Source organism: Paenibacillus sp. FSL M8-0212, from assembly GCF_038004645.1.
Taxonomy (GTDB): Bacteria; Bacillota; Bacilli; order Paenibacillales; family Paenibacillaceae; genus Paenibacillus.
The window spans coordinates 5,366,604-5,387,253 of the sequence record NZ_JBBORP010000001.1; the positions used below are offsets into that span (position 1 = coordinate 5,366,604).

Below are 20,650 nucleotides of genomic sequence, written 5' to 3' on the forward strand. Positions count from 1 at the left end.
TAGTCATCAAAAGGATAGAGGTTTTTACTTTTCACTAGAACAGATGGTATAGATTAAGCATTCACTAAACAACGAATAAGTGTGCTTTAAAATGAAGATTTTGTCCCTCTTTTGCAAAACAGACAAGCGGTGTATAATGGATAAGTCTTCTATTTGTTCACCTCGCCAAGAATGGGGGTAAAATAGCAGACAAGGGGTTTTTGTGGATTATATGAAACTGTTCATGATATAATAGCACGAAAGCTACTCAGCGATATTGAATATTACTTGAACACGAATTCAAATGAACCAATGGGGGTACGGCTAATGAACAAGTCCATCAACATCCAAGATACGTTCTTGAACCAACTGCGGAAAGAAAATATTCCTGCTACGGTCTATCTGACCAACGGCTTCCAAATCCGCGGGACGATCAAGGCATTTGACAATTTTACGATCGTCATTGACAGCGACGGACGCCAGCAAATGGTCTACAAGCATGCCATCTCCACGTTCACGCCGCAACGCAGCGTATCGCTGATGCAGCAAGATAACAGCGGCGAAGCTTAAAAAAATTACGAAACCTTTTCACCAACCATTTCGTCTACAAGTATAGGTATTGAAACAGAGCAACCTGAATAAAGGGTTGTTCTTTTCATTCCGGGCAAAATATGTTTAATATATGCCTGAGCCTACAGACGATTAGAAATTATGCAACCGAAAGGGAGTCAGGAGGTAACATGCCAAACGATCCGTTGTCGAGGTCTAACAATCGCAACAACAATAACAAGTCACCCAAAAAAGCGAAGCCAAAGACCTCTAAAAAGAAAAAAATTACGGGTAAACGCGTTGGATGGACACTGTTTTTCACAATGGCAATCGCCATATTCTGTGCACTAGGCGGATATTTATTTATTATGGTGAGTGGTGAAAATCTGCTCAAAGCCAACAAGGACAAAACTACAATTAATGAAACTTCAAAAGTATATGATCGCAATGGCCAATTAATGGGGGAGCTATCCATTCAGAAGCTGGAGCCCGTCAAAGAAGATGATATTCCGGAGCTTGTGAAGCAAGCCTTTGTTGCAACGGAGGATAAGCGATTCTACGATCACCAAGGTGTGGATATCTGGTCCATTGGGCGTGCAGCGGTTAAGGATGTCATGGCTCGTTCCATGGTGGAAGGTGGTAGTACACTAACCCAACAGCTTGCCAAGAACATGTTCTTGTCCCGTGACAAGACGTTCTTCCGTAAAGCAACGGAAGTATCGATTGCCATGGCATTGGAGCGCAAGTACACAAAAGACGAAATCCTGACGATGTATCTGAACCGGATTTTCTTCGGCCATCAGCGTTACGGGATTAAAGCGGCATCTGAATTTTATTTTGGAGAAAAAGATCTGAATAAACTTGAATTGTGGGAAATTGCCACACTAGCAGCGATGCCCAAGGGGCCTTCTGCCTACAATCCTGTAAGCAATCCGAACGATTCCAAGGCACGACGGGGCGTTGTTCTCCAGCTAATGTATGATCAAGGCTACATTACGAAGGAAGAGATGGATAAAGCTAAAGCGGTAGATTATAACTACAAGCGACCAGAAAAAGACCAGAAATATCAAGCCTTTATTGATTATGTGCTCCGCGAAGCTGAACGAGTAACAGGTAAAACGGAAGATGATCTGAATATCGGCGGATACAAAATCTATACAACTATGGATGCTCAGGCTCAAACAGCCATGGAAACTGCGTTCACAGATGATAGTCTGTTCGAGGCAAGTAAAGATGATCAACAGGTTCAAGGCTCCATGGTTATTATGAACCATGAGAATGGTAGCCTCGTTGCCCTCCTGGGTGGACGGGATTATCAGACTAAAGGTTATAGCCGTGTAACGCAGAGTCGAAGACAACCAGGTTCAGCTTTTAAACCGATTGTGTCTTATGCACCGGCGCTTGAATCAGGAAATTACAGTGCCAACTCGTCGCTGAGTAATGCAAAGCAATGTTTTGGTAACTATTGTCCTGGTAACTTGCATGGATATTCTTCGACGATCAGTATGACAGAAGCCATTACGAAATCGGAAAATATTCCTGCGGTTTGGCTACTTGATAAAATAGGCGTTAACACAGGCATTAATTTTGCCAAGAGTGTAGGTATACAGCTGACAGATGAAGACAAAAACTTGGCGATTGCCCTCGGTGGTCTAAGTAAAGGTACAAATACACTGGAAATGGCGCAAGCCTATAGTGCATTTGCCAACCTCGGAGAATACCGACAAGCCTATTCGATTAAGGAAATTAAGGATAGCGCAGGCAAAACCACTTACAAACACGATAACTCGGACACAACGCGTGTCATGAGCGAGCAAAATGCGTATCAGCTTACACAGATGCTGCAGAACGTTGTTAATGACGGTACGGGACGTTCAGCACGTCTGGATCGCCCCGTAGCGGGTAAAACAGGAACTGTTCAAAGTGGTATCTCTGGTAACAGTGCCAACCGTGATGTATGGTTTGTTGGATACACACCGGAATGGACTGCCGCAGTCTGGATGGGCTATGACAATCCGGATGCCAATCACATGCTTAAGAACAGCAGTAAGCTGTCGGCAGCTTTCTTTGCCAAAGTCATGGGAGATGCTTTAAAAGGCGTTCCAGTGAAGCAATTCAAAGCACCAGCTGGAGGGCAGGCACCTCCGCCAGTAGAAGAACCAGAAAAGCCGGCTCTGTCCGTTAGTGGGCTGAGTGGATCATACGATCCAAATGCACAAACCGTCTCCCTAAGTTGGACTGGAACGGGTGACGCGAGTACGCAATATCGGATTTATCGGAAAGAAACATCGGAAGCCCAGTTCACTCATCTCATTGATGCAATAGGAGCGACCAATGCACAAGATTTAAGTGCGTTGCCTGGTCTAACCTATGAGTACTATGTGACAGCTTACGATGTGGCATCAGGACTTGAGACGGATCCTTCCAACACCATTTCCTTGATGATTGAAGCACAGGAAATGCCGCCGGAGGAACCTGATCCTGGTATAGACCCTGGAACAGAGATAGATCCTGAGCAGCCAGGTACGGAGAATCCGGACAATGGTTCACCGGATAATGGCAACTCGAACGGTAATAACGGTAATGGTAATGAAAATGGCAACAACGGAAATGGTAATGGTAATAACGGAAACAATGGCAACGGTGGTAATAACGGTGGACCCGGCCAAGGAAACGGTCAACCTGGGGGAGGAAACACGACCCCACCTGGCCAGGGGACAACAGAGCCAGGCGGTACCGGTGAAGGCTCCGATGATGGGGCCGTAACAACGCCGGGCGAGGTTGTAACTCCGGACAGCGGAACGAGTGGGGATACTGGAGGAACAGATGCACCTGCAGATTCTCAAGCTGGAACCGGCGGTTAAGCCAATGAATCACTAAATAGCTACATTAAAAAACTGCTTCCCGGAATTTCGGTGAAGCAGTTTTTTTGTTATACGGAACCAACTGTAATAGCAGCTGATTTGATGAATAGGTGGGACAAAGCTTGATTTTGAGTGTAAACCTTAAATATGGTAAGCTGTAACTATTCGTAATACGTTGTGCAAGGGCGGGCCCAGAGCGCTGGAATCCATCAGGCGGACGTTATTACATTGTTCACCAATAACATCAGAGCAGGTCACGGACCTGTAGTCGGCAAAGAGGGGTTCGTATGAAACGGAAATTCGGGGACCGCGCGAACTGGCGCCGGATTACGAACCGACAATTCACATGCCGGTTCGTTCAATCCAAAATTTTCACAGGTTATATTACGTTGTACACCATACAGGATTTGAAAGAACCTTTGTGGAAAACTTATGGAGGCAGTACCTTCTGTATCGCAGATAAAGGTTATTCCTGGCTGCAATACTATCCGAAGGGAGAGCACTTTGTTGTAACGGCGATGTTTGACGATCAGGAACGGATTGTAGAGTGGTATATTGATACATGTCGTAGTCAGGGGATAACCGATCAGGGTGTCCCTTGGTTTGATGACCTGTATCTGGATGTCGTTGTACTGAAAGATGGAGAAGTATTTTTGCTGGATGAAGATGAGCTTGAAGATGCGCTGTCACGGAAACATATTACAACGGGTGATTATGACCTGGCGAACAAGACGGCTAAGGAACTGCTGCATGCCATTGATGCACATGTATTCCCATACTTTCAGTTATCACTGAAGCATAGGAAGAGTTTGTTTGAGAACGGAGAGTTTCGAAAAAACATTCAGATTTGAGACATCTACTTATCCGTAGAATTCTTCATGATCCTTCTAATATTGGAGCACCTGATAGAATACATTAATAATCAGGAGAGTTCAGCCCGATAAAATAGAGGTGATGGCGAATGAACGGACGGGTCATGGCTGCAGGAGAGCAACCAGGAGGCAGACCATCCAGACAAATTAATATTGTGTTGCGTAACCAGGAACCTCAGATGTTGGTCAAAGATGAAGCAGCAGCAGTACAGGCAGCCAAGAGTATAACCAAACATGCTCATTTCCAGGAGATACAGGGTGAATTGGAGCAACTGGTTGGACTTGAAAATATCAAAGACTTGGTATTTGAAATTTATGCTTTCCTACAGATTGCTCAGATGCGCACTGAAGCAGGCCTACTTAGTGGTGCGCACGTGTATCATATGATCTTCAAAGGCAATCCGGGAACTGGTAAGACCACCGTGGCAAGGATCGTTGCCAAACTCTTTCAGAAGATGGGTGTGTTGAGTAAAGGTCATCTTATTGAAGTAGAGCGTGCAGATCTGGTTGGAGAATATATCGGTCACACGGCGCAGAAAACAAGAGATCTAGTCAAGAAGGCACTCGGTGGGATATTGTTCATTGATGAAGCTTACAGTTTGGCTCGCGGTGGAGAAAAGGATTTTGGCAAGGAAGCCATTGATACGCTTGTTAAGTCCATGGAAGATAACAAAAATCAGTTTATACTGATTCTTGCCGGGTACTCGGAAGAAATTGATTTTTTTCTCCAGACGAATCCCGGATTACCTTCCCGCTTCCCCATTCAAGTAGAGTTTCCAGACTATAGCATTGATCAGTTGATTCAAATCTCTGAGATTATGGCCAAAGAGCGTGATTATATTCTAATGCCTCAGACTATACTCAAGCTAAAGCAGCATTTGCTTCAGGAAAAAAATGATTCGCTGCATGCGTTTAGTAACGCCAGATACGTTCGTAATGCCATTGAGCGTTCGATCAGGCATCAGGCGGTTCGTTTGTTGGAACAATACTCAGAAGGCAGTCCAGGGAAACTGGAGCTGATGACAATCCGGACAGAGGATTTGAACTTTGAGCGAAAGTAAGCGATAATATAGTTTTTACACTAGCCGGCCGGGCCAACCGGTTCGGCTTAAGGCATGCCATGGCATATTCGTGGCAATGTATATCAACGGAATAGTAATTAGAGGGAGTGAACATATACATGACAAATGGCACGCATGATACAGATATGGTCAAAAAAGATCGCGCCGTCTTGGTGAGTCTTGTTACGGATGATGTAAAACGTACAGGTATCAACCCTGAGTACTCTTTAGAGGAACTGGTGAAACTTGCCGAGACAGCTGGAGTGGAAGTGCTAAGTGTACTTTCTCAAAACAGGGAAAAACGTGATACCAAATGGTTCATTGGTAAAGGTAAGGTGGAAGAGCTTCGTGCGATTGCAGAGGAACTCGGAGCAACTACAGCTATTTTTGATCAGGAATTGTCAGGTGCACAGGTTCGTAACCTGGAAGAAACCCTCGATCTCAAAATTATTGACCGTACCCAATTGATTTTGGACATCTTTGCACAACGTGCCAACACCAGAGAAGGTATTATTCAAGTGGAATTGGCTCAACATAGCTACTTGCTGCCACGTTTGTCGGGTCATGGCAAGAACCTGTCCAGACTGGGGGGCGGAATCGGAACAAGAGGCCCAGGTGAAAGCAAGTTGGAGACAGACCGCCGTCACATCCGTGGTCGTATCGATGATCTGAAGCGTCATCTGGAAGAATTGACTCGTCATCGCAAGTTGCATCGTGAACGCCGCAAAAAGACAGGTATTGTTCAGGTGGCCCTCGTTGGTTATACCAATGCTGGAAAATCAACCTTGCTCAAACAGTTGACGGCTGCAGATGTGTATATTCAAGATCAGCTATTTGCTACTCTGGATCCAACATCACGTACGATGGAACTTCCAAGTGGAAAAGAAATCGTACTTACCGACACGGTTGGATTTATTCAAAATCTACCGCATGATCTAATTGCGGCATTCCGTGCAACGCTGGAGGAAGTGAATGAAGCGGATCTGATCCTGCATGTAGTGGATGCCTCATCAGCTATGCGTGAAGATCAGATGCGGACGGTTAATACGATTCTGCAAGAACTTGGTTCAGGGGACAAGCCGCAGTTAGTCCTGTATAACAAAAAAGATGCGTGCACACCAGAGCAGCTTGAGATGCTTCCATTGGATAAAGGTCATATTAAGGTAAGCGCATTAGACTCTGAGGATCTGCTTAAAATCCGTGAATTAATTCAGACAGAGCTGACAGGTGATACGAAACGCTTCCGTATTCCGGCAGAACGTGGTGATCTTACGTCGGTACTCTACAAAATTGGTGATGTAGTGGATACCAGCTTTGAAGAGAATGATGTAATTTATGAAGTTGAATTGCAAAAAGGTGAATATGAGAAATTTGGTTATATGCTTGAAGAATTCATTGAATTGTAATATTCATGACACATTGATGTGATAAGTTACACGATAATGGATATTCAACGTCAGATTCGTGCTATGAAGGGGAATGAAGTAAGATGGTAAGCTTTGATTCAGAAATATCTGAACTTCAACGTCAAGTGGAGCGTCAGATTGAAGGACAACTGCAACAGATTGATCGGATCACAGATCACAATCAATGGAAGGTGATTAATGCTTTCCAACAGCGAAAAGTAAGTGATTTTCACTTTGCAGGTTCAACAGGTTATGCCTATAACGATCGTGGGCGTGAAGTGCTTGATGAAGTATATGCTGATGTTTTCGGCGCGGAAGCCGCGTTGGTGCGTCCTCATTTTGCTTCAGGTACTCATACGATTAGTACAGCTCTCTTTGGAGTATTGCGTCCAGGTGACGAATTATTGTACATCACGGGTAAGCCTTATGACACATTGCATAAAGTTATTGGCAAACCCGGTGATGGTACAGGTTCATTACGCGATTTTGGCATCGGTTACCGTGAGACGGCCTTAACTGATGAAGGTGGAGTGGACTGGGCAGCAGTTGAAAAAAGCATTACACCGGCTACAAAAGTTATTGGGATTCAACGTTCACGTGGTTATGACTGGCGCTCCTCCTTCTGCGTTGCTGAGATCGCTGACATGGTTACGCGTGTTAAAGCGCTGAAGGAGGATGTCATCGTATTCGTAGATAATTGTTACGGTGAATTCACGGAGGAACGTGAACCGACAGAAGTCGGAGTTGATCTGATGGCCGGATCACTGATCAAGAATCCTGGTGGAGGCATTGCGGAAACCGGTGGATACATATGCGGGAAGGAACAATACGTACAGCTGGCAGCTTATCGTCTAACAGCCCCTGGAATTGGGGGAGAGGTGGGAGCAATGCTGGGGACAACACGTGGCATCTACCAAGGACTTTACATGGCACCGACAATTGTAGGACAAGCTATCAAAGGAAGTACGTTTGCTGCTGCGATGTTTGCTGAATCCGGATTTGTAACCAAACCCGCCTGGAATGAAGCTCGCACAGATCTGATCCAGGCTGTTCAGTTTAGCTCTGCTGAGCATCTGATCGCCTTCGTGCAGGGGATTCAGCGTGCAGCAGCTGTGGATAGTCATGTGGTTCCTGAACCTTGGGATATGCCTGGTTATGAGCACCCTGTCATTATGGCGGCAGGTACGTTCATTCAGGGTGGAAGTCTGGAATTATCAGCCGACGCGCCTATTCGGGAGCCGTATATCGGGTATATGCAAGGCGGATTAACGTACTCTCATGTCAAATATGGCGTTTTGATGGCGTTACAGACTATGAAAGATCGTAAATTATTGTGAGTTTATCTAACACGTCATTGACACTTGGTAATAACTAAATGTACAATAGGGTGAAGAATAGATGACTGGAAGGTTGATGAACATGGGTGATGAAATTCGCAGAAATATGGCCTTATTCCCGATTGGTATTGTAATGAAACTTACGGATCTGTCTGCACGTCAGATTCGTTATTATGAGCAGCACAGCTTGATCGTTCCTGCGAGAACGTCAGGTAATCAACGTTTATTCTCTTTTAATGACGTAGAGAGATTGCTAGAGATCAAGGCTTTGATTGAAAAAGGAGTTAACATCGCGGGGATCAAACAAGTGATGAATCCTGTTTCGAAAGAATCCGAGGAAGCTACAGTTATCACGCCTGACACTGAAGTTAAACGCAGAGAGTTGTCCGATACGCAGTTGCACCGCTTGCTGAAGCAGCAGCTTGTATCAGGTAAGAGACCTGGACAAGTATCTCTCATTCAGGGAGAGCTTTCCCGATTCTTTAATAAAAAGTAAATTCGCATAACTTGGCGAGTGAGGGGAAAACATGCACTTTTGGTGTGAGACTCCTTGACCCGTGGAACTTTCTAATGTACAAATATAACAGGCAAGCCAAATACGCAGATAAGAAAGGGAGAGGTTATAGTGAGTTATACAAAAGAAGACATTCTCCGCATTTCGAAAGAAGAAAACGTACGATTCATTCGATTGCAATTTACTGATTTGCTTGGAGCTATCAAAAACGTTGAGATTCCTGTGAGTCAGTTGACTAAGGCTCTGGATAACAAAATGATGTTTGATGGATCTTCCATTGAAGGTTATGTACGTATTGAAGAGTCCGACATGTACCTCTATCCAGATCTAGATTCTTGGCTTATTTTCCCATGGGTTGCAGAGAACCGTGTTGCACGCCTGATTTGCGACGTATATCTTCCGGATGGTAATCCGTTCCCAGGAGATCCACGTGGCATCTTGAAACGTAACCTGAAGGAAGCCCAAGATATGGGATTTACTTCCTTTAACGTTGGTCCTGAACCCGAGTTTTTCTTGTTCAAAACAGACGAAAAAGGAAACCCAACTAACGAACTGAATGACCAAGGTGGTTATTTCGACCTTGCGCCTACGGATCTTGGTGAAAACTGTCGTCGTGACATCGTTATCACACTTGAAGAAATGGGCTTTGAGATCGAAGCTTCCCACCATGAGGTAGCTCCAGGTCAGCATGAGATCGACTTTAAATATGCTGATGCCCTGAAAGCAGCTGACCAGATCCAAACGTTCAAACTCGTTGTTAAAACGATTGCACGTCAGCATGGTTTACATGCTACATTCATGCCGAAACCGCTGTTTGGTATGAACGGATCCGGTATGCACTGTAACCAATCCTTGTTCAAAGGCAATGAGAACGCATTTGTTGATGAGTCGGACGAGTTGGGTCTGAGCAAAACTGCTCGTCACTTCATGGCTGGAACTCTGAAGCACGCACGTGCGTTTGCGGCAATTACTAACCCAACTGTGAACTCATACAAACGTCTGGTACCAGGTTATGAAGCACCTTGTTATGTAGCATGGTCTGCTAGTAACCGTAGCCCAATGATCCGTATTCCAGCTTCCCGTGGCCTGAGTACACGTGTTGAAGTTCGTAACCCGGATCCGGCTGCTAACCCTTACCTGGCTTTGGCTGTTTTGTTGAAAGCAGGTCTGGACGGAATCAAACGTGAGCTTTCCTTACCAGCTCCAATTGACCGTAACATCTACATCATGTCAGAAGAAGAGCGCGTGGAAGAAGGCATTCCAAGCTTGCCAGCTGACCTGAAAGAAGCATTGAATGAATTGATCCGCAGCGAAGTCATCTGTGATGCTCTCGGCGACCACGCCTTGGCTCACTTCTATGAGCTGAAAGAAATTGAGTGGGATATGTATAGAACACAAGTCCACCAATGGGAACGCGATCAATATATTACTTTGTACTAATAGCTCAATCCCTTGGCGCTCTAGCGCTGAGGGGTTTTTCTTTTTGTAGGCAAGTCCCTATATATTTAAAGAAAAACCAAAGTGGCCACAAAATCCCCCAAATGTCCCCTGAATTATTCTTCATCATCCCACATAATATTTCCGTCTGTAACCAAGCTTACATATAACTAACAAAATACATTCGTTTACCGATAGATAATCGTAAAACTCTCTTCTCATCATTGAAAGGAGTTTTTTTGTATAGTAACTAAACTCTCTATGAACTTTAACACTTCATGTTAGTAATAACGCAAGATCATTTTCATCATTTATCTAGTAACCTATGAAAAAGAAACTGAAAATAAAATTCTTTCTTACAGTGCATTAAACTGTCTGAAACAAAAGATTTAAATCAAACTTCCTTAGAAATTCTGATAGCCACGAAATAGAAAGGAATACTAACATTCACTCTTTTAAAATTCAAACCATCATTCAAATACATACAAATCAATGTTTCATTTGTATGTTGAAAGTTTCATATAGAAGAGGTATACTTTAATTGAATTTTAAACAATTTAATTTTAAATAATTAATTGGAGATGTTAATATGGATCAAGCAAAACAACTAGTGACAGAACAACGTACATTTTTTTATACAGGACAAACTAAAAATATTGAGTATCGGATTAATGCGCTTCAACAGCTTAGAAAAGGAATTGAAAAGTATCAGCAACGGATTCAAGATGCACTTCGGGCAGATCTGAACAAATCTGAGGCGGAAGCTTACGGTTCCGAGATTCGCATTGTTTTGGGTGAACTGGATTTTGCATTAGAACACCTGCAGGAATGGGCTGCACCCAAACAAGTTCCAACCAATTCGGCTATGCCGGATGGGGTGAGCACTATTTACCCTGAACCATACGGAGTGGCGCTTATTATTGCACCTTGGAACTATCCTTTCCAATTGGCCTTCGGTCCACTGATTGGAGCAATTGCAGCCGGTAACTGTGCAGTTATCAAGCCTTCTGAATTAACACCAGCCGTATCTCGTCTGACGTATGATCTGATTCAGGAGATCTTCCCTCAGGAGTATATCGCAGTTATGGAAGGGGAAGTCGAGGCCAGCACAGCATTGTTGAAAGAGAAGTTTGATTATATTTTCTTCACAGGAAGCACAGGTGTTGGTCGCATTGTTATGAAGGCAGCTGCGGAGCACTTGACTCCTGTAACTCTTGAGTTGGGCGGTAAAAGTCCTGCTATTGTCCATAGCGATGCAGATCTGAAGCTGGTGGCCCAGCGTATTGTTCGTGGTAAGTTCCTGAATGCAGGCCAAACTTGCGTTGCTCCGGATTATTTGCTTGTACATGAACAAGTTCATGACGAATTGATCAATCTGATTGGCGCAGAGATCAAAGATAAATTTGGGAACGATGTGTTACAGAACGCTGATTTCCCGCATATTGTCAATGCTCGTAACTTTGATCGGTTGTCGAAATTCCTCACAGATGGCAAAACGCTTATAGGTGGACGATCTGTACGTGAGCAGTTGCTGATTGAGCCGACTGTACTTGGAGATGTGAACTGGGAATCAGCTGTAATGCAAGAAGAGATCTTCGGTCCGATTCTTCCTGTATTTACGTACAGTGACTTGAACCCTATGCTGGATGAGATTGTTCGCCGGCCAAAACCATTGGCGTTATATCTCTTCACACAGGGTGAGCAACTGCAAGATCAGGTTCTGAATCAAGTATCCTTCGGTGGGGGATGTATTAATGACACACTTTCTCATATGACTTCACACTATCTCCCGTTTGGTGGTGTAGGGGAGAGCGGTATGGGCTCATATCACGGGCAACAGAGCTTTGATGTGTTCTCACATCACAAGAGTGTTCTGAAACGCAGTGAATAATGAGTCGCTAAAATAACATAAACATGAAAAAAAGAGGTTGTCCTGTTCATCAGGACAACCTCTTTCGTATTTCATTACATCTAGTTTTGTTGCTCATGTTAAATATTAATGAATATCTCGGAAAAGGCCAATGACTTTACCCAGAATACTAACGTGTTTCAAACGTAAAGGTTCGAAGGTCGCATTCTCCGGTTGAAGGCGAATATGATCTTTCTCTTTATAGAACGTTTTCACTGTAGCTTCATCGTCTTCAGTCATTGCAACGACGATATCACCGTTATCAGCAGTTTGCTGTTGACGGACAATAACGTAATCTCCGTTAACGATTCCAGCTTCCACCATACTATCTCCCACTACTGAAAGCATAAACACTTTCTGTTCGCCTACATAATGTGTAGGAAGAGGGAAGTAGTCTTCAATGTTCTCGGTTGCAGTGATTGGAACCCCGGCTGTAACCTTACCAACGACAGGAATACGTGCAACGCTATGAGCAAATTGATGAGAATGCTCAGATTCTTCCTGGCTCAAAAGCTCAATGGCTCTTGGCTTGGTAGGGTCGCGTCGGATCAAACCTTTTTTCTCCAAACGATCCAAATGTCCATGTACTGTTGAGCTGGAAGCAAGTCCAACAGCTTCACCAATTTCCCGTACGGAAGGAGGATACCCCTTCAACCGGACTTCATTTCGTATAAACTCCAGAATAGCCTGCTGCCTGCTGGATATCTTCGACATACCGTATCAACCCCATTTTAGTAACGTTTGGGAAAATTATAACATAGAACCTCCGTTCGTACAAACATAAGTTCTAAATAAAATGGCATTAAATCAGTGTTTTTTAACTTATAGAACAGAAATTGTCCAATAGTCAGAGCATAATACTGCAAATGCTTTGCAAAAGGAAGTGAAATAAGAATTTTCTCCTTCAAAAAAGAAGCGAACAATTGTTCTAAAAATCTATTGAACAAAACAAGTGTTCGTGTTATATTGATTTCAACAGATAGGAACAAACGTTTGGAGGCGGGTATTTAATGAGATATTCTACTTATCAAAGCATTTATGAACCAATGAATTCGGAACTGGTGAAGTCTAACATAGGGAACTACAAGAAGGTTTTAGCACGTTTCAAGATTTCTTCATGGATGTTAAAGGTAGCCATTACTTCTTTGATTATATTTATTGGATGCAGCACTGTTTTAACTGTATTTGCTGGCAATGAGAATGATGTTCTGCCTGGAGGAAAGATAGCCGTTTCACAAGGGGAAACATTATGGAGTATTTCTTTGGAACATAAACCGACGAATATGGATACACGTATTTATATAGAAGCAATTAAGAAAGTGAATCAACTTCATACAACTTCCATCCAAGTGGGACAAGTACTAGCTCTACCGCAATTTGCAGAATAAAATGCACATCAATGAGTGTTAACGCGTGTCAGCTTGACAAGCTGCCTTTATCATGGCAAAGTTAATATGACTTTGTATTTTTGGAGGGGACAAGCTTGGATATAGATAGTCTGGTAGCACGCATTAACGAATTGGCTCGTAAGCAAAAGTCCACTGGATTGTCGGAGGAAGAACTTGCTGAACGTGCCGAGCTAAGAGAGATTTATTTGAGTAATATTCGCAGCAATTTCAGACAACAACTGGATACCATTGAGATTGTTGATGATGAGAATGACAAAGGCCACCAAGGCAAACTCAAACACTAACGAAACCTAATGATATCATTATGATATTTAGGTTTCTTCCTGTTATTTTGAGTGTGCAATTTATAGGGGGAAATGTTGGTTTGCAATTATGTAAGCCGATACAAAGACACATAAGGGGGATTCTCATGTCGCGTTCGTTCGAGAGAACGGTTAAGAAAAATTCCAAGCAGTTAAATCAGCAACGCAAAAAAAGTGGTCAACCAATCACAGGTACACCAGGTGAAGAAGTCTTTAAGGGACGCAGCTTGTTGTTCCCAATATTTTTGATTGGTCTCGCCTTTTTGTATCTGTTTATGAGCACATTCCTTGTGCAAGCTCCAATGACAACTTGGGACTGGGTGACCATGCTGCTTTACGTATTTTTGGCAGTCATCTTCATGCTTCGCCGTCCATACATCAAGATTAGCAGTAATCGGATTATCACGACGAAGGGTAATCGTGAACGTTCAATCGGGGTTGACGATATTGTCAAATTCAGAATTGAACCAGGTACAGTTGTTATCGAACATAACAGTCGCGGGAAAAGATGGGTGTTTACCAAGTTATTGAACCGTTACGATACAGATGCGATTGCCGAACGTTTGTTGAAGTTTGCAAAAGCACACCAGATTACCGTGGAAACCGTCGAAAAGTAATTATTGCATAAAGGGGTAGATGATCGGAATGGCGTTAAAAGCGATTTTGTTCGACCTAGATGATACTTTATTATGGGATGAGCGTAGTGTTCGAGAAGCTTTTCATGAGACTTGTCTAATCGCAGCGCAAGAGACTGGGGTCAAACCAGAAGAACTTGAAGAAGCTGTTCGTAATGAGGCACGTGGACTGTATGAATCATATGAAACCTTTCCTTTTACCAAAATGATTGGAATCAATCCGTTTGAAGGCCTATGGGCTAACTTTACTGGTGGGGATCAACCTGAGTTCCGTCAGTTGGAACAGCTTGCTCCAGTTTACCGTAAAGAATCCTGGCGTCGTGGCTTGTTGAAGTTGGGTATAGATCGGGAAGATCTTGCTGAACAACTGGCCGCACAGTTTGGAGTAGAACGGAGATCCAGACCACATGTATACGAAGAAACGATGGATACCTTGCGCCAGTTACAAGGAAAGTACAAACTGTTGTTGTTAACGAACGGTTGTCCTGCTTTGCAACAAGAGAAGTTGGATGGTGTACCTGAATTGACTCCTTTCTTTGATGAGATTATTATCTCGGGTAACTTCGGAAAAGGAAAACCAGATCCGTCGATATTTGAACATGCTTTGAATAAACTGGGTGTTAAACCCGAAGAGAGCATGATGGTTGGAGACAAGTTAACGACTGATATTCGTGGTGCTTTATCATCTGGCATCCAATCCGTATGGATTAACCGTGAGCATAAGACCAACAATGAAACGTATGCGCCAGACCATGAAATAACGCATTTATCGGAATTAAATCAGCTTATTGCTAATTTCTAAGCAGATCAGCTATAACATCTTTCCTCAGCACCCTGAAACATTGGAAGCTTCAATGAACGATGATGTCGTTCTTGAAGTTACCAATGTTTTTTTATTTGAGCTTGTTGACTGAATTACCTTGTTAAAAGAGATCTCCATTTTTTTTACTAAAAGTTATTGAAATTAGGGGGAAGCTGGATTAGAATATAACTAACATACTAGTATGACTAGTATTTAGATTGTCCTAAAGCAATTTCTTTTTGACTTACTTCATTAAAATGGAAGCAGGGAGTTATTGCTAATTATTTTATATTGATTGTAAGCGCTTAATATTTTGAAAAAGCTTCTTTTGATTTGGAGATCACACCACTTAGTAAGTGCTAATTAATGATGTGAAGCACCCTTGGATTGTGTGATTCTACATAATACATCAAATTGATATCGCTTACATTTGGCAATTGTCTATTTCGTAGTGGGGGTGAAGTTGAAGGATTGGTTGTCTTCTACAAGAGGAGAACGATGGGAGTTGTACATGAATTACTCTTACTTATCAAGTCCTGGATCGGAGTGAAAACACATGGAGTCGGAAACCGCTAAAACAACGTTAACCATGACATCTTTACGTAAAGAGAGCAGATTACGAACGGCAGCAACATTGTTCCGCAAAGACTGGCAGTTGTATTCACTATTAATCCTTCCCATCATCTATCTACTTATCTTTAAATATGGGCCGATGATCGGTAATGTGATTGCGTTCAGACGTTTTGTTCCAGGGGGAAGTATATTTGGAGAAACGTGGGTTGGATTAAGATACTTCAAAATGTTCATTGAGGACCCTACCTTCTGGAGAGTATTTGGTAATACGCTGATGTTAGGCGGACTTGCGTTGCTCTTTACATTCCCGGTTCCAATCATTTTTGCCTTGATGCTTAACGAAGTGAAGAGTAAACGATTCAAAAAGTTTGTACAAACCGCGTCTTATCTGCCTCATTTTCTGTCCATCGTTATCGTTGCGGGTATGATCCTGCAGCTGACAGCAGTGAATGGTTCCATTAATGGACTGGTGGCTTTCTTCACCGGAGATAATATTCCTTTTATGCAGCGGGCTGAGTGGTTCAGAACAATCTATATCACTTCTGAGGTATGGCAGGGTATGGGTTGGGGAGCGATTCTGTATCTGGCTGCACTGACAACCATTGATGATTCTTTGTATGAAGCTGCGCGTATTGATGGTGCCAATCGATGGAAGCAAACGATTCATGTAACGATACCAGGGATCTTGCCCACGATTGTGACGTTATTGATTTTGAACATGGGTAATTTCCTGGCTGTTGGATTTGAAAAAATCTTACTCTTGTACAATCCGCTGATCTACGAGACATCTGATGTGATCTCCACTTACCTGTATCGGGTCGGACTGGAATCCAGTAACTTCAGTTATGCTACCGCAATTGGCTTGTTCGAATCGCTGATCGGTCTGATTCTGGTGTTCTCCGTAAATGCCATCTCACGCAGACTGACACAAAGAAGCTTATGGTAAAGGAGGAGCATCATGCAGGAATCCAGATCTTACAAGGTATTTAAAGTATTCAATGTTATCTTTCTACTGTTCGTGGTATTTATAACGCTCTATCCATTTTTAAATGTCGTGGCACAATCCTTCAGCAGTGAGTCCTATATTAATTCGGGTAAGGTTAGTTTGTTCCCAAGAGGATTCAATGTGGAGACATACAAAACCATCTCACGTGACAGCATGTTCTGGACGAATTATAAAAATACGATTATCTACACTGTAGTAGGTACGTTAATCTCAATGTTCATGACGACCATTTTCGCATATGCCCTATCCAAAAAGAGGTTGATGGGTCGCAAGTTTCTGACGATGTTTGCCGTATTCACCATGTTCTTCAGTGGTGGATTGATTCCAAACTATGTGTTGATTAATTCCCTTGGGTTCAACAACACCATGTGGGCACTTGTTGTTCCTGGCGCAATTAGCATATACAACATGCTGATCATGAAGTCATTTTTTGAAAATATGCCTGAAGAACTGGAGGAAGCTGCCTCCATTGACGGTTTGAACACATACGGGATTTTGTTACGCATTATATTGCCGCTTAGTAAAGCAGTTATGGCAACCATGGTGCTGTTCTACGCAGTAGGTCATTGGAATTCCTGGTTCCCAGCCTTTCTGTATTTGGACAAAAAAGAACTGTTCCCGGTCACCATTTATTTGCGCAATATGATTGCAGGAGCGACAAGCGGGGCGTCTGCCGGTGCAACCTCAGCTGATAACCTGACACAGATTGCTGCCAATATTAAGTCAGTAACGATGGTATTAACCATCTTGCCGATACTCACCATCTATCCATTTGTCCAAAGATACTTTGTAACCGGTATCATGTTAGGGTCTGTTAAACAGTAATACGTAGAAGTTCTATGGCAAAGTCAACCTAAACCAAATTCAGGGGGATAACCTAAATGAATCAAAAGCCACGTAAGTTTGTTGGTAAAATGGTGTTGGCAACAATGATGACCGTTGTTCTGGCAGCATGTAGCAGCGGTACCGGAGCTGGAGGTGACGTCACAGAAGTTCAAACCAAGGCAGCGATGGAGACGTACAATGTAGGGGATACATTCAAGGCGACTGAGCCATTTAATCTCTCCATACTATATAGTGATCAACCTAGTTATCCGTATAAAAAAGACTGGTTACTTTTTAATAAAATTACCGAACTGACGGGTGTTACGCTTGAGCCAACGATTGTACCGATGAGTGATTACCCTCAGAAGAGATCTCTGTTGATTAGCTCCGGTGATGCACCACTGGTTATTCCTAAAACGTACCCTGGTGAAGAGTCTGCATTTGTGTCCTCCGGTGCGATTTTGCCAATTAGCGATTATATCGATTTGATGCCAAACTTCAAGGATAAAGTGGAAAAATGGGGTTTGGAAGATGAACTTGAAGGACTTCGACAGGAAGATGGGAAGTACTATGTACTCCCGGGTCTGCATGAAGAAGTATGGCCAGATTACACACTACTCGTAAGAACGGATGTTTTTGAAGAAAATAACATCGCGATTCCGACCACATGGGACGAATTGTATGATGCAGCCAAAAAACTGAAAGAGATCTACCCGGATTCCATTCCGTTTTCGGACCGCTTCCAATTTAATAGTACGTTGAACATCGCTGCTACCGGCTTTGGTACCAAGGCTGGATGGGGTTTTGGTAACGGATTGACGTATAAGGAAGATCAGGATGAGTTTGTGTACACGGCTACAACACCAGAATATAAAGAGATGCTAACGTACTTTAACAAGTTGGTATCCGAAGGATTGCTGGACAAAGAAAGTTTTACACAGGATGATGATCAGGCTGTACAGAAATTTGTATCCGGCAAATCATTCATGATTAATGGTAATTCCCAAACGGTGGTGCTGCACCGAAATGATATGGACAAAACGCTGGGAGAAGATAAATACTCAGTTGCAAAGATTACAGTACCTGGTGGACCAAAAGGGCAATTAATGTCCGGCTCCAGACTTGAAAACGGTGTTATGATATCCGGGAAAATTCAAAAAAACGAAAACTTCAAAGCTATTATGCAATTTGTGGATTGGTTATACTACAGTGATGAGGGTCAAGAGTTTGCCAAATGGGGCGTTGAAGGCGAAACATTTACCAAAGAGGGCGGAAAACGTAAATTGGTAGAAGATGTGAACTACAATGGCTTGAATCCAAAAGGCACGAAAGACTTGCGTATTGACTATGGCTTCTCTGGTGGTGTATTTGCCTACGGGGGTACCACAGATTTGCTGCAATCGATGTTTAGTGAAGAAGAGTTGAAATTCCAACAAGACATGAAGGATACCAAGGAAGTGATCCCGGCAGAACCACCAATTCCATACTCTTCTGAGGACCGTGAACGGGTGACACTTCTGAGTACACCATTGAAAGACTACTCTGATCAAAATACACTTAAATTTATCTTGGGTGAGCGGAACTTGTCCGAATTCGATACATTTGCCAAAGAGCTGGAGAGTCAAGGATTATCTAATTATCTGAAGCTGGCAAATGATACGTACAAAGCCTACAAAGAAAACAAGCAATAATATAGTTGATGTTGGCCAGATTACCGTTTCACACCGATATATAAGTGGAACGGTAATTTGTGCTAAGATGAATGAATACGGCTGATAGAAAGAGGTCTATGCATGTCACTTAATCAAAAAATTAGAGGCTCGACCCGGGCATATTCATATAACCTGTTAAAAGAACGAATTCTTCACCTGGAACTTAAGCCGGGTACCAAGATTTCAGAGAAAGAGATTGCAGATGAACTGCAGGTGAGCAGAACACCCGTTAGAGAAGCATTCATGAAGCTTGCTGAAGAAGAACTGCTGGACATTATTCCCCAGAGTGGAACGATCGTCTCTCATATTAATCTGGAGCATGTGGAAGAAGGCAGGTTTATGCGGGAGAAGATGGAGAAGGAAATCGTGACTTTGGCTTGTGTTTCTTTTCCTGAAGAGTTCAGATTTCGACTTGAAACCAACATTGCAATGCAGGAAGTCTGTATAGGAAAAAACAATTTCTATCGACTTTTTGAACTGGATGAAGAGTTTCATCAGATTTTGTTCCAGGGCACGGGTAAGCTGAGAACATGGAAAATGTTGCAACAACTGAATATTCCGTTTAATCGGTTGCGTTTATTACGTCTAGCGGAGGACTCCAACCTGGAGGTCATTATCTCCCAACACAAAGAGATTTATCGGCTTATCACAGAGCGTCAGACTGAGCAAGCTGTTCAGGTGATGGAAGCTCATCTTAGACTAGTTGTGATTGAACAGGAATCGATAAAGGCGAAATACCCGCATTATTTTATATAATGCACCGATGCTGTATAATACTCTCCATATGCATATGCGAAAACCCCTGTTCAATTGAACAGGGGTTTTGGTTAAGCAAGTTGTAACACGAGAGTGTTAGGCTTGTTTGATAAAAGTAGGATCAGGGTATGGATCTGCAATCCAGCCATCTTTTTCGATGAACAGACGTACAGCAATAATTTGTTTATTCTCCATTAAAGTGAAGAAGTGCGGTGTATTTTCAGGTACAGAGATAACGTCTCCTGGAGACAATTCTACATTAAAGTAGCCTACATCGTCTGTAGCTTTGATAACAAAGATTCCTTTACCAGCGACAATTGCACGAATCTCATCTTCAGCGTGGGTGTGGATCTCTTCGAACTTGGCCAGCTTTTCTTCGATATCTGGTGTTTGTTCGGACAGCGTGATGACATCCCAGATCTGGTATCCACGACGTGCAGCCAAATCTCTGATTTCATAATCGTAAGTTTCCAAAACCTCAGTTTTCTGTTCATCAGTTAATCCAAAGTTATTTTGCAGATCAGTGTTCAGTTTGGATGCGTCCCACTTCTCATATAATACTTCGTATTTGTTCAAGAAATTTCGAACATTTTCGTCACCAGTGATGCGTTCGTTCGTATTTCGGATAACAATTTCAGCCATGTTCTTTCCCTCTTTTCCACTTGGTTTAATTGAATTATATCGGATTGCTTTGTTTTTGTC

At 42.9% G+C, this 20,650-nt stretch carries 19 protein-coding genes; 17 read left to right on the forward strand and 2 right to left on the reverse strand.

Features of this window, described 5'->3' with window-relative positions:
* Positions 1 to 306 precede the first annotated feature (306 nt).
* The 9 genes from hfq (at position 307) to MKX68_RS23685 (ending at position 11,910) form a co-directional block, all read left to right on the forward strand.
* Complete coding sequence (gene hfq, locus MKX68_RS23645; RefSeq protein WP_017687918.1) at positions 307 to 549, forward strand: RNA chaperone Hfq; 243 nt, start codon at positions 307 to 309, stop codon at positions 547 to 549.
* A 170-nt stretch (positions 550 to 719) separates the two neighbouring features.
* A complete protein-coding gene (locus tag MKX68_RS23650) occupies positions 720 to 3,392 on the forward strand; it encodes a PBP1A family penicillin-binding protein (protein WP_340914255.1) in 2,673 nt (890 codons plus the stop codon).
* A 287-nt stretch (positions 3,393 to 3,679) separates the two neighbouring features.
* The gene (locus MKX68_RS23655; protein ID WP_091029289.1) at positions 3,680 to 4,243 is read left to right on the forward strand and encodes a DUF402 domain-containing protein; all 564 of its coding nucleotides are present in this window, start codon (positions 3,680 to 3,682) and stop codon (positions 4,241 to 4,243) included.
* Positions 4,244 to 4,353: 110 nt separating this feature from the next.
* On the forward strand, positions 4,354 to 5,325 hold the full coding sequence (locus MKX68_RS23660) for an AAA family ATPase (RefSeq protein WP_062834999.1): 972 nt from the start codon (positions 4,354 to 4,356) through the stop codon (positions 5,323 to 5,325).
* Between the two features lie 119 nt (positions 5,326 to 5,444).
* A complete protein-coding gene (gene hflX, locus MKX68_RS23665) occupies positions 5,445 to 6,731 on the forward strand; it encodes a GTPase HflX (RefSeq protein WP_076331536.1) in 1,287 nt (428 codons plus the stop codon).
* An 83-nt stretch (positions 6,732 to 6,814) separates the two neighbouring features.
* Positions 6,815 to 8,068: a methionine gamma-lyase family protein gene (locus tag MKX68_RS23670; protein ID WP_339309831.1), complete on the forward strand. Its 1,254-nt coding sequence runs from the start codon at positions 6,815 to 6,817 to the stop codon at positions 8,066 to 8,068.
* Positions 8,069 to 8,150: 82 nt separating this feature from the next.
* Positions 8,151 to 8,564, forward strand: a complete 414-nt coding sequence (locus MKX68_RS23675; RefSeq protein ID WP_056689944.1) for a MerR family transcriptional regulator — start codon at positions 8,151 to 8,153, stop codon at positions 8,562 to 8,564.
* A gap of 129 nt (positions 8,565 to 8,693) precedes the next feature.
* Positions 8,694 to 10,022 (forward strand): type I glutamate--ammonia ligase, encoded by a 1,329-nt coding sequence (gene glnA, locus MKX68_RS23680; protein ID WP_091029299.1) that lies wholly within the window; start codon positions 8,694 to 8,696, stop codon positions 10,020 to 10,022.
* 586 nt (positions 10,023 to 10,608) lie between these two features.
* Complete coding sequence (locus tag MKX68_RS23685) at positions 10,609 to 11,910, forward strand: aldehyde dehydrogenase (protein ID WP_340914256.1); 1,302 nt, start codon at positions 10,609 to 10,611, stop codon at positions 11,908 to 11,910.
* 105 nt (positions 11,911 to 12,015) lie between these two features.
* Here MKX68_RS23685 and lexA read toward each other — a convergent pair whose 3' ends face one another.
* Positions 12,016 to 12,642, reverse strand: coding sequence for a transcriptional repressor LexA (gene lexA, locus MKX68_RS23690; protein ID WP_017688034.1), 627 nt, complete (start codon positions 12,640 to 12,642; stop codon positions 12,016 to 12,018).
* Between the two features lie 296 nt (positions 12,643 to 12,938).
* Here lexA and MKX68_RS23695 point away from each other — a divergent pair, with 296 nt between their 5' ends.
* The 8 genes from MKX68_RS23695 to MKX68_RS23730 all read left to right on the forward strand — a co-directional run bounded on the left by MKX68_RS23695 (position 12,939) and on the right by MKX68_RS23730 (position 19,948).
* Positions 12,939 to 13,316: a LysM peptidoglycan-binding domain-containing protein gene (locus MKX68_RS23695; protein WP_091020706.1), complete on the forward strand. Its 378-nt coding sequence runs from the start codon at positions 12,939 to 12,941 to the stop codon at positions 13,314 to 13,316.
* A 95-nt stretch (positions 13,317 to 13,411) separates the two neighbouring features.
* Entirely contained in the window at positions 13,412 to 13,621 is a 210-nt protein-coding gene (locus MKX68_RS23700) for a DUF896 domain-containing protein (RefSeq protein ID WP_017688036.1), read from the forward strand.
* Between the two features lie 125 nt (positions 13,622 to 13,746).
* Positions 13,747 to 14,256, forward strand: a complete 510-nt coding sequence (locus MKX68_RS23705; protein ID WP_017688037.1) for a hypothetical protein — start codon at positions 13,747 to 13,749, stop codon at positions 14,254 to 14,256.
* A gap of 28 nt (positions 14,257 to 14,284) precedes the next feature.
* A complete protein-coding gene (locus tag MKX68_RS23710; RefSeq protein WP_133385202.1) occupies positions 14,285 to 15,076 on the forward strand; it encodes an HAD family hydrolase in 792 nt (263 codons plus the stop codon).
* A 589-nt stretch (positions 15,077 to 15,665) separates the two neighbouring features.
* Positions 15,666 to 16,595: an ABC transporter permease gene (locus MKX68_RS23715; RefSeq protein WP_371129062.1), complete on the forward strand. Its 930-nt coding sequence runs from the start codon at positions 15,666 to 15,668 to the stop codon at positions 16,593 to 16,595.
* 12 nt (positions 16,596 to 16,607) lie between these two features.
* A complete protein-coding gene (locus tag MKX68_RS23720) occupies positions 16,608 to 17,480 on the forward strand; it encodes a carbohydrate ABC transporter permease (protein WP_036613592.1) in 873 nt (290 codons plus the stop codon).
* A gap of 56 nt (positions 17,481 to 17,536) precedes the next feature.
* Positions 17,537 to 19,171: an ABC transporter substrate-binding protein gene (locus MKX68_RS23725; protein WP_340914257.1), complete on the forward strand. Its 1,635-nt coding sequence runs from the start codon at positions 17,537 to 17,539 to the stop codon at positions 19,169 to 19,171.
* A 102-nt stretch (positions 19,172 to 19,273) separates the two neighbouring features.
* The gene (locus MKX68_RS23730) at positions 19,274 to 19,948 is read left to right on the forward strand and encodes a GntR family transcriptional regulator (protein ID WP_091020712.1); all 675 of its coding nucleotides are present in this window, start codon (positions 19,274 to 19,276) and stop codon (positions 19,946 to 19,948) included.
* A gap of 96 nt (positions 19,949 to 20,044) precedes the next feature.
* Here the strand turns inward: MKX68_RS23730 and MKX68_RS23735 are convergent, their stop codons facing one another.
* The gene (locus MKX68_RS23735; protein ID WP_047843398.1) at positions 20,045 to 20,590 is read right to left on the reverse strand and encodes a cupin domain-containing protein; all 546 of its coding nucleotides are present in this window, start codon (positions 20,588 to 20,590) and stop codon (positions 20,045 to 20,047) included.
* Positions 20,591 to 20,650 lie beyond the last annotated feature (60 nt).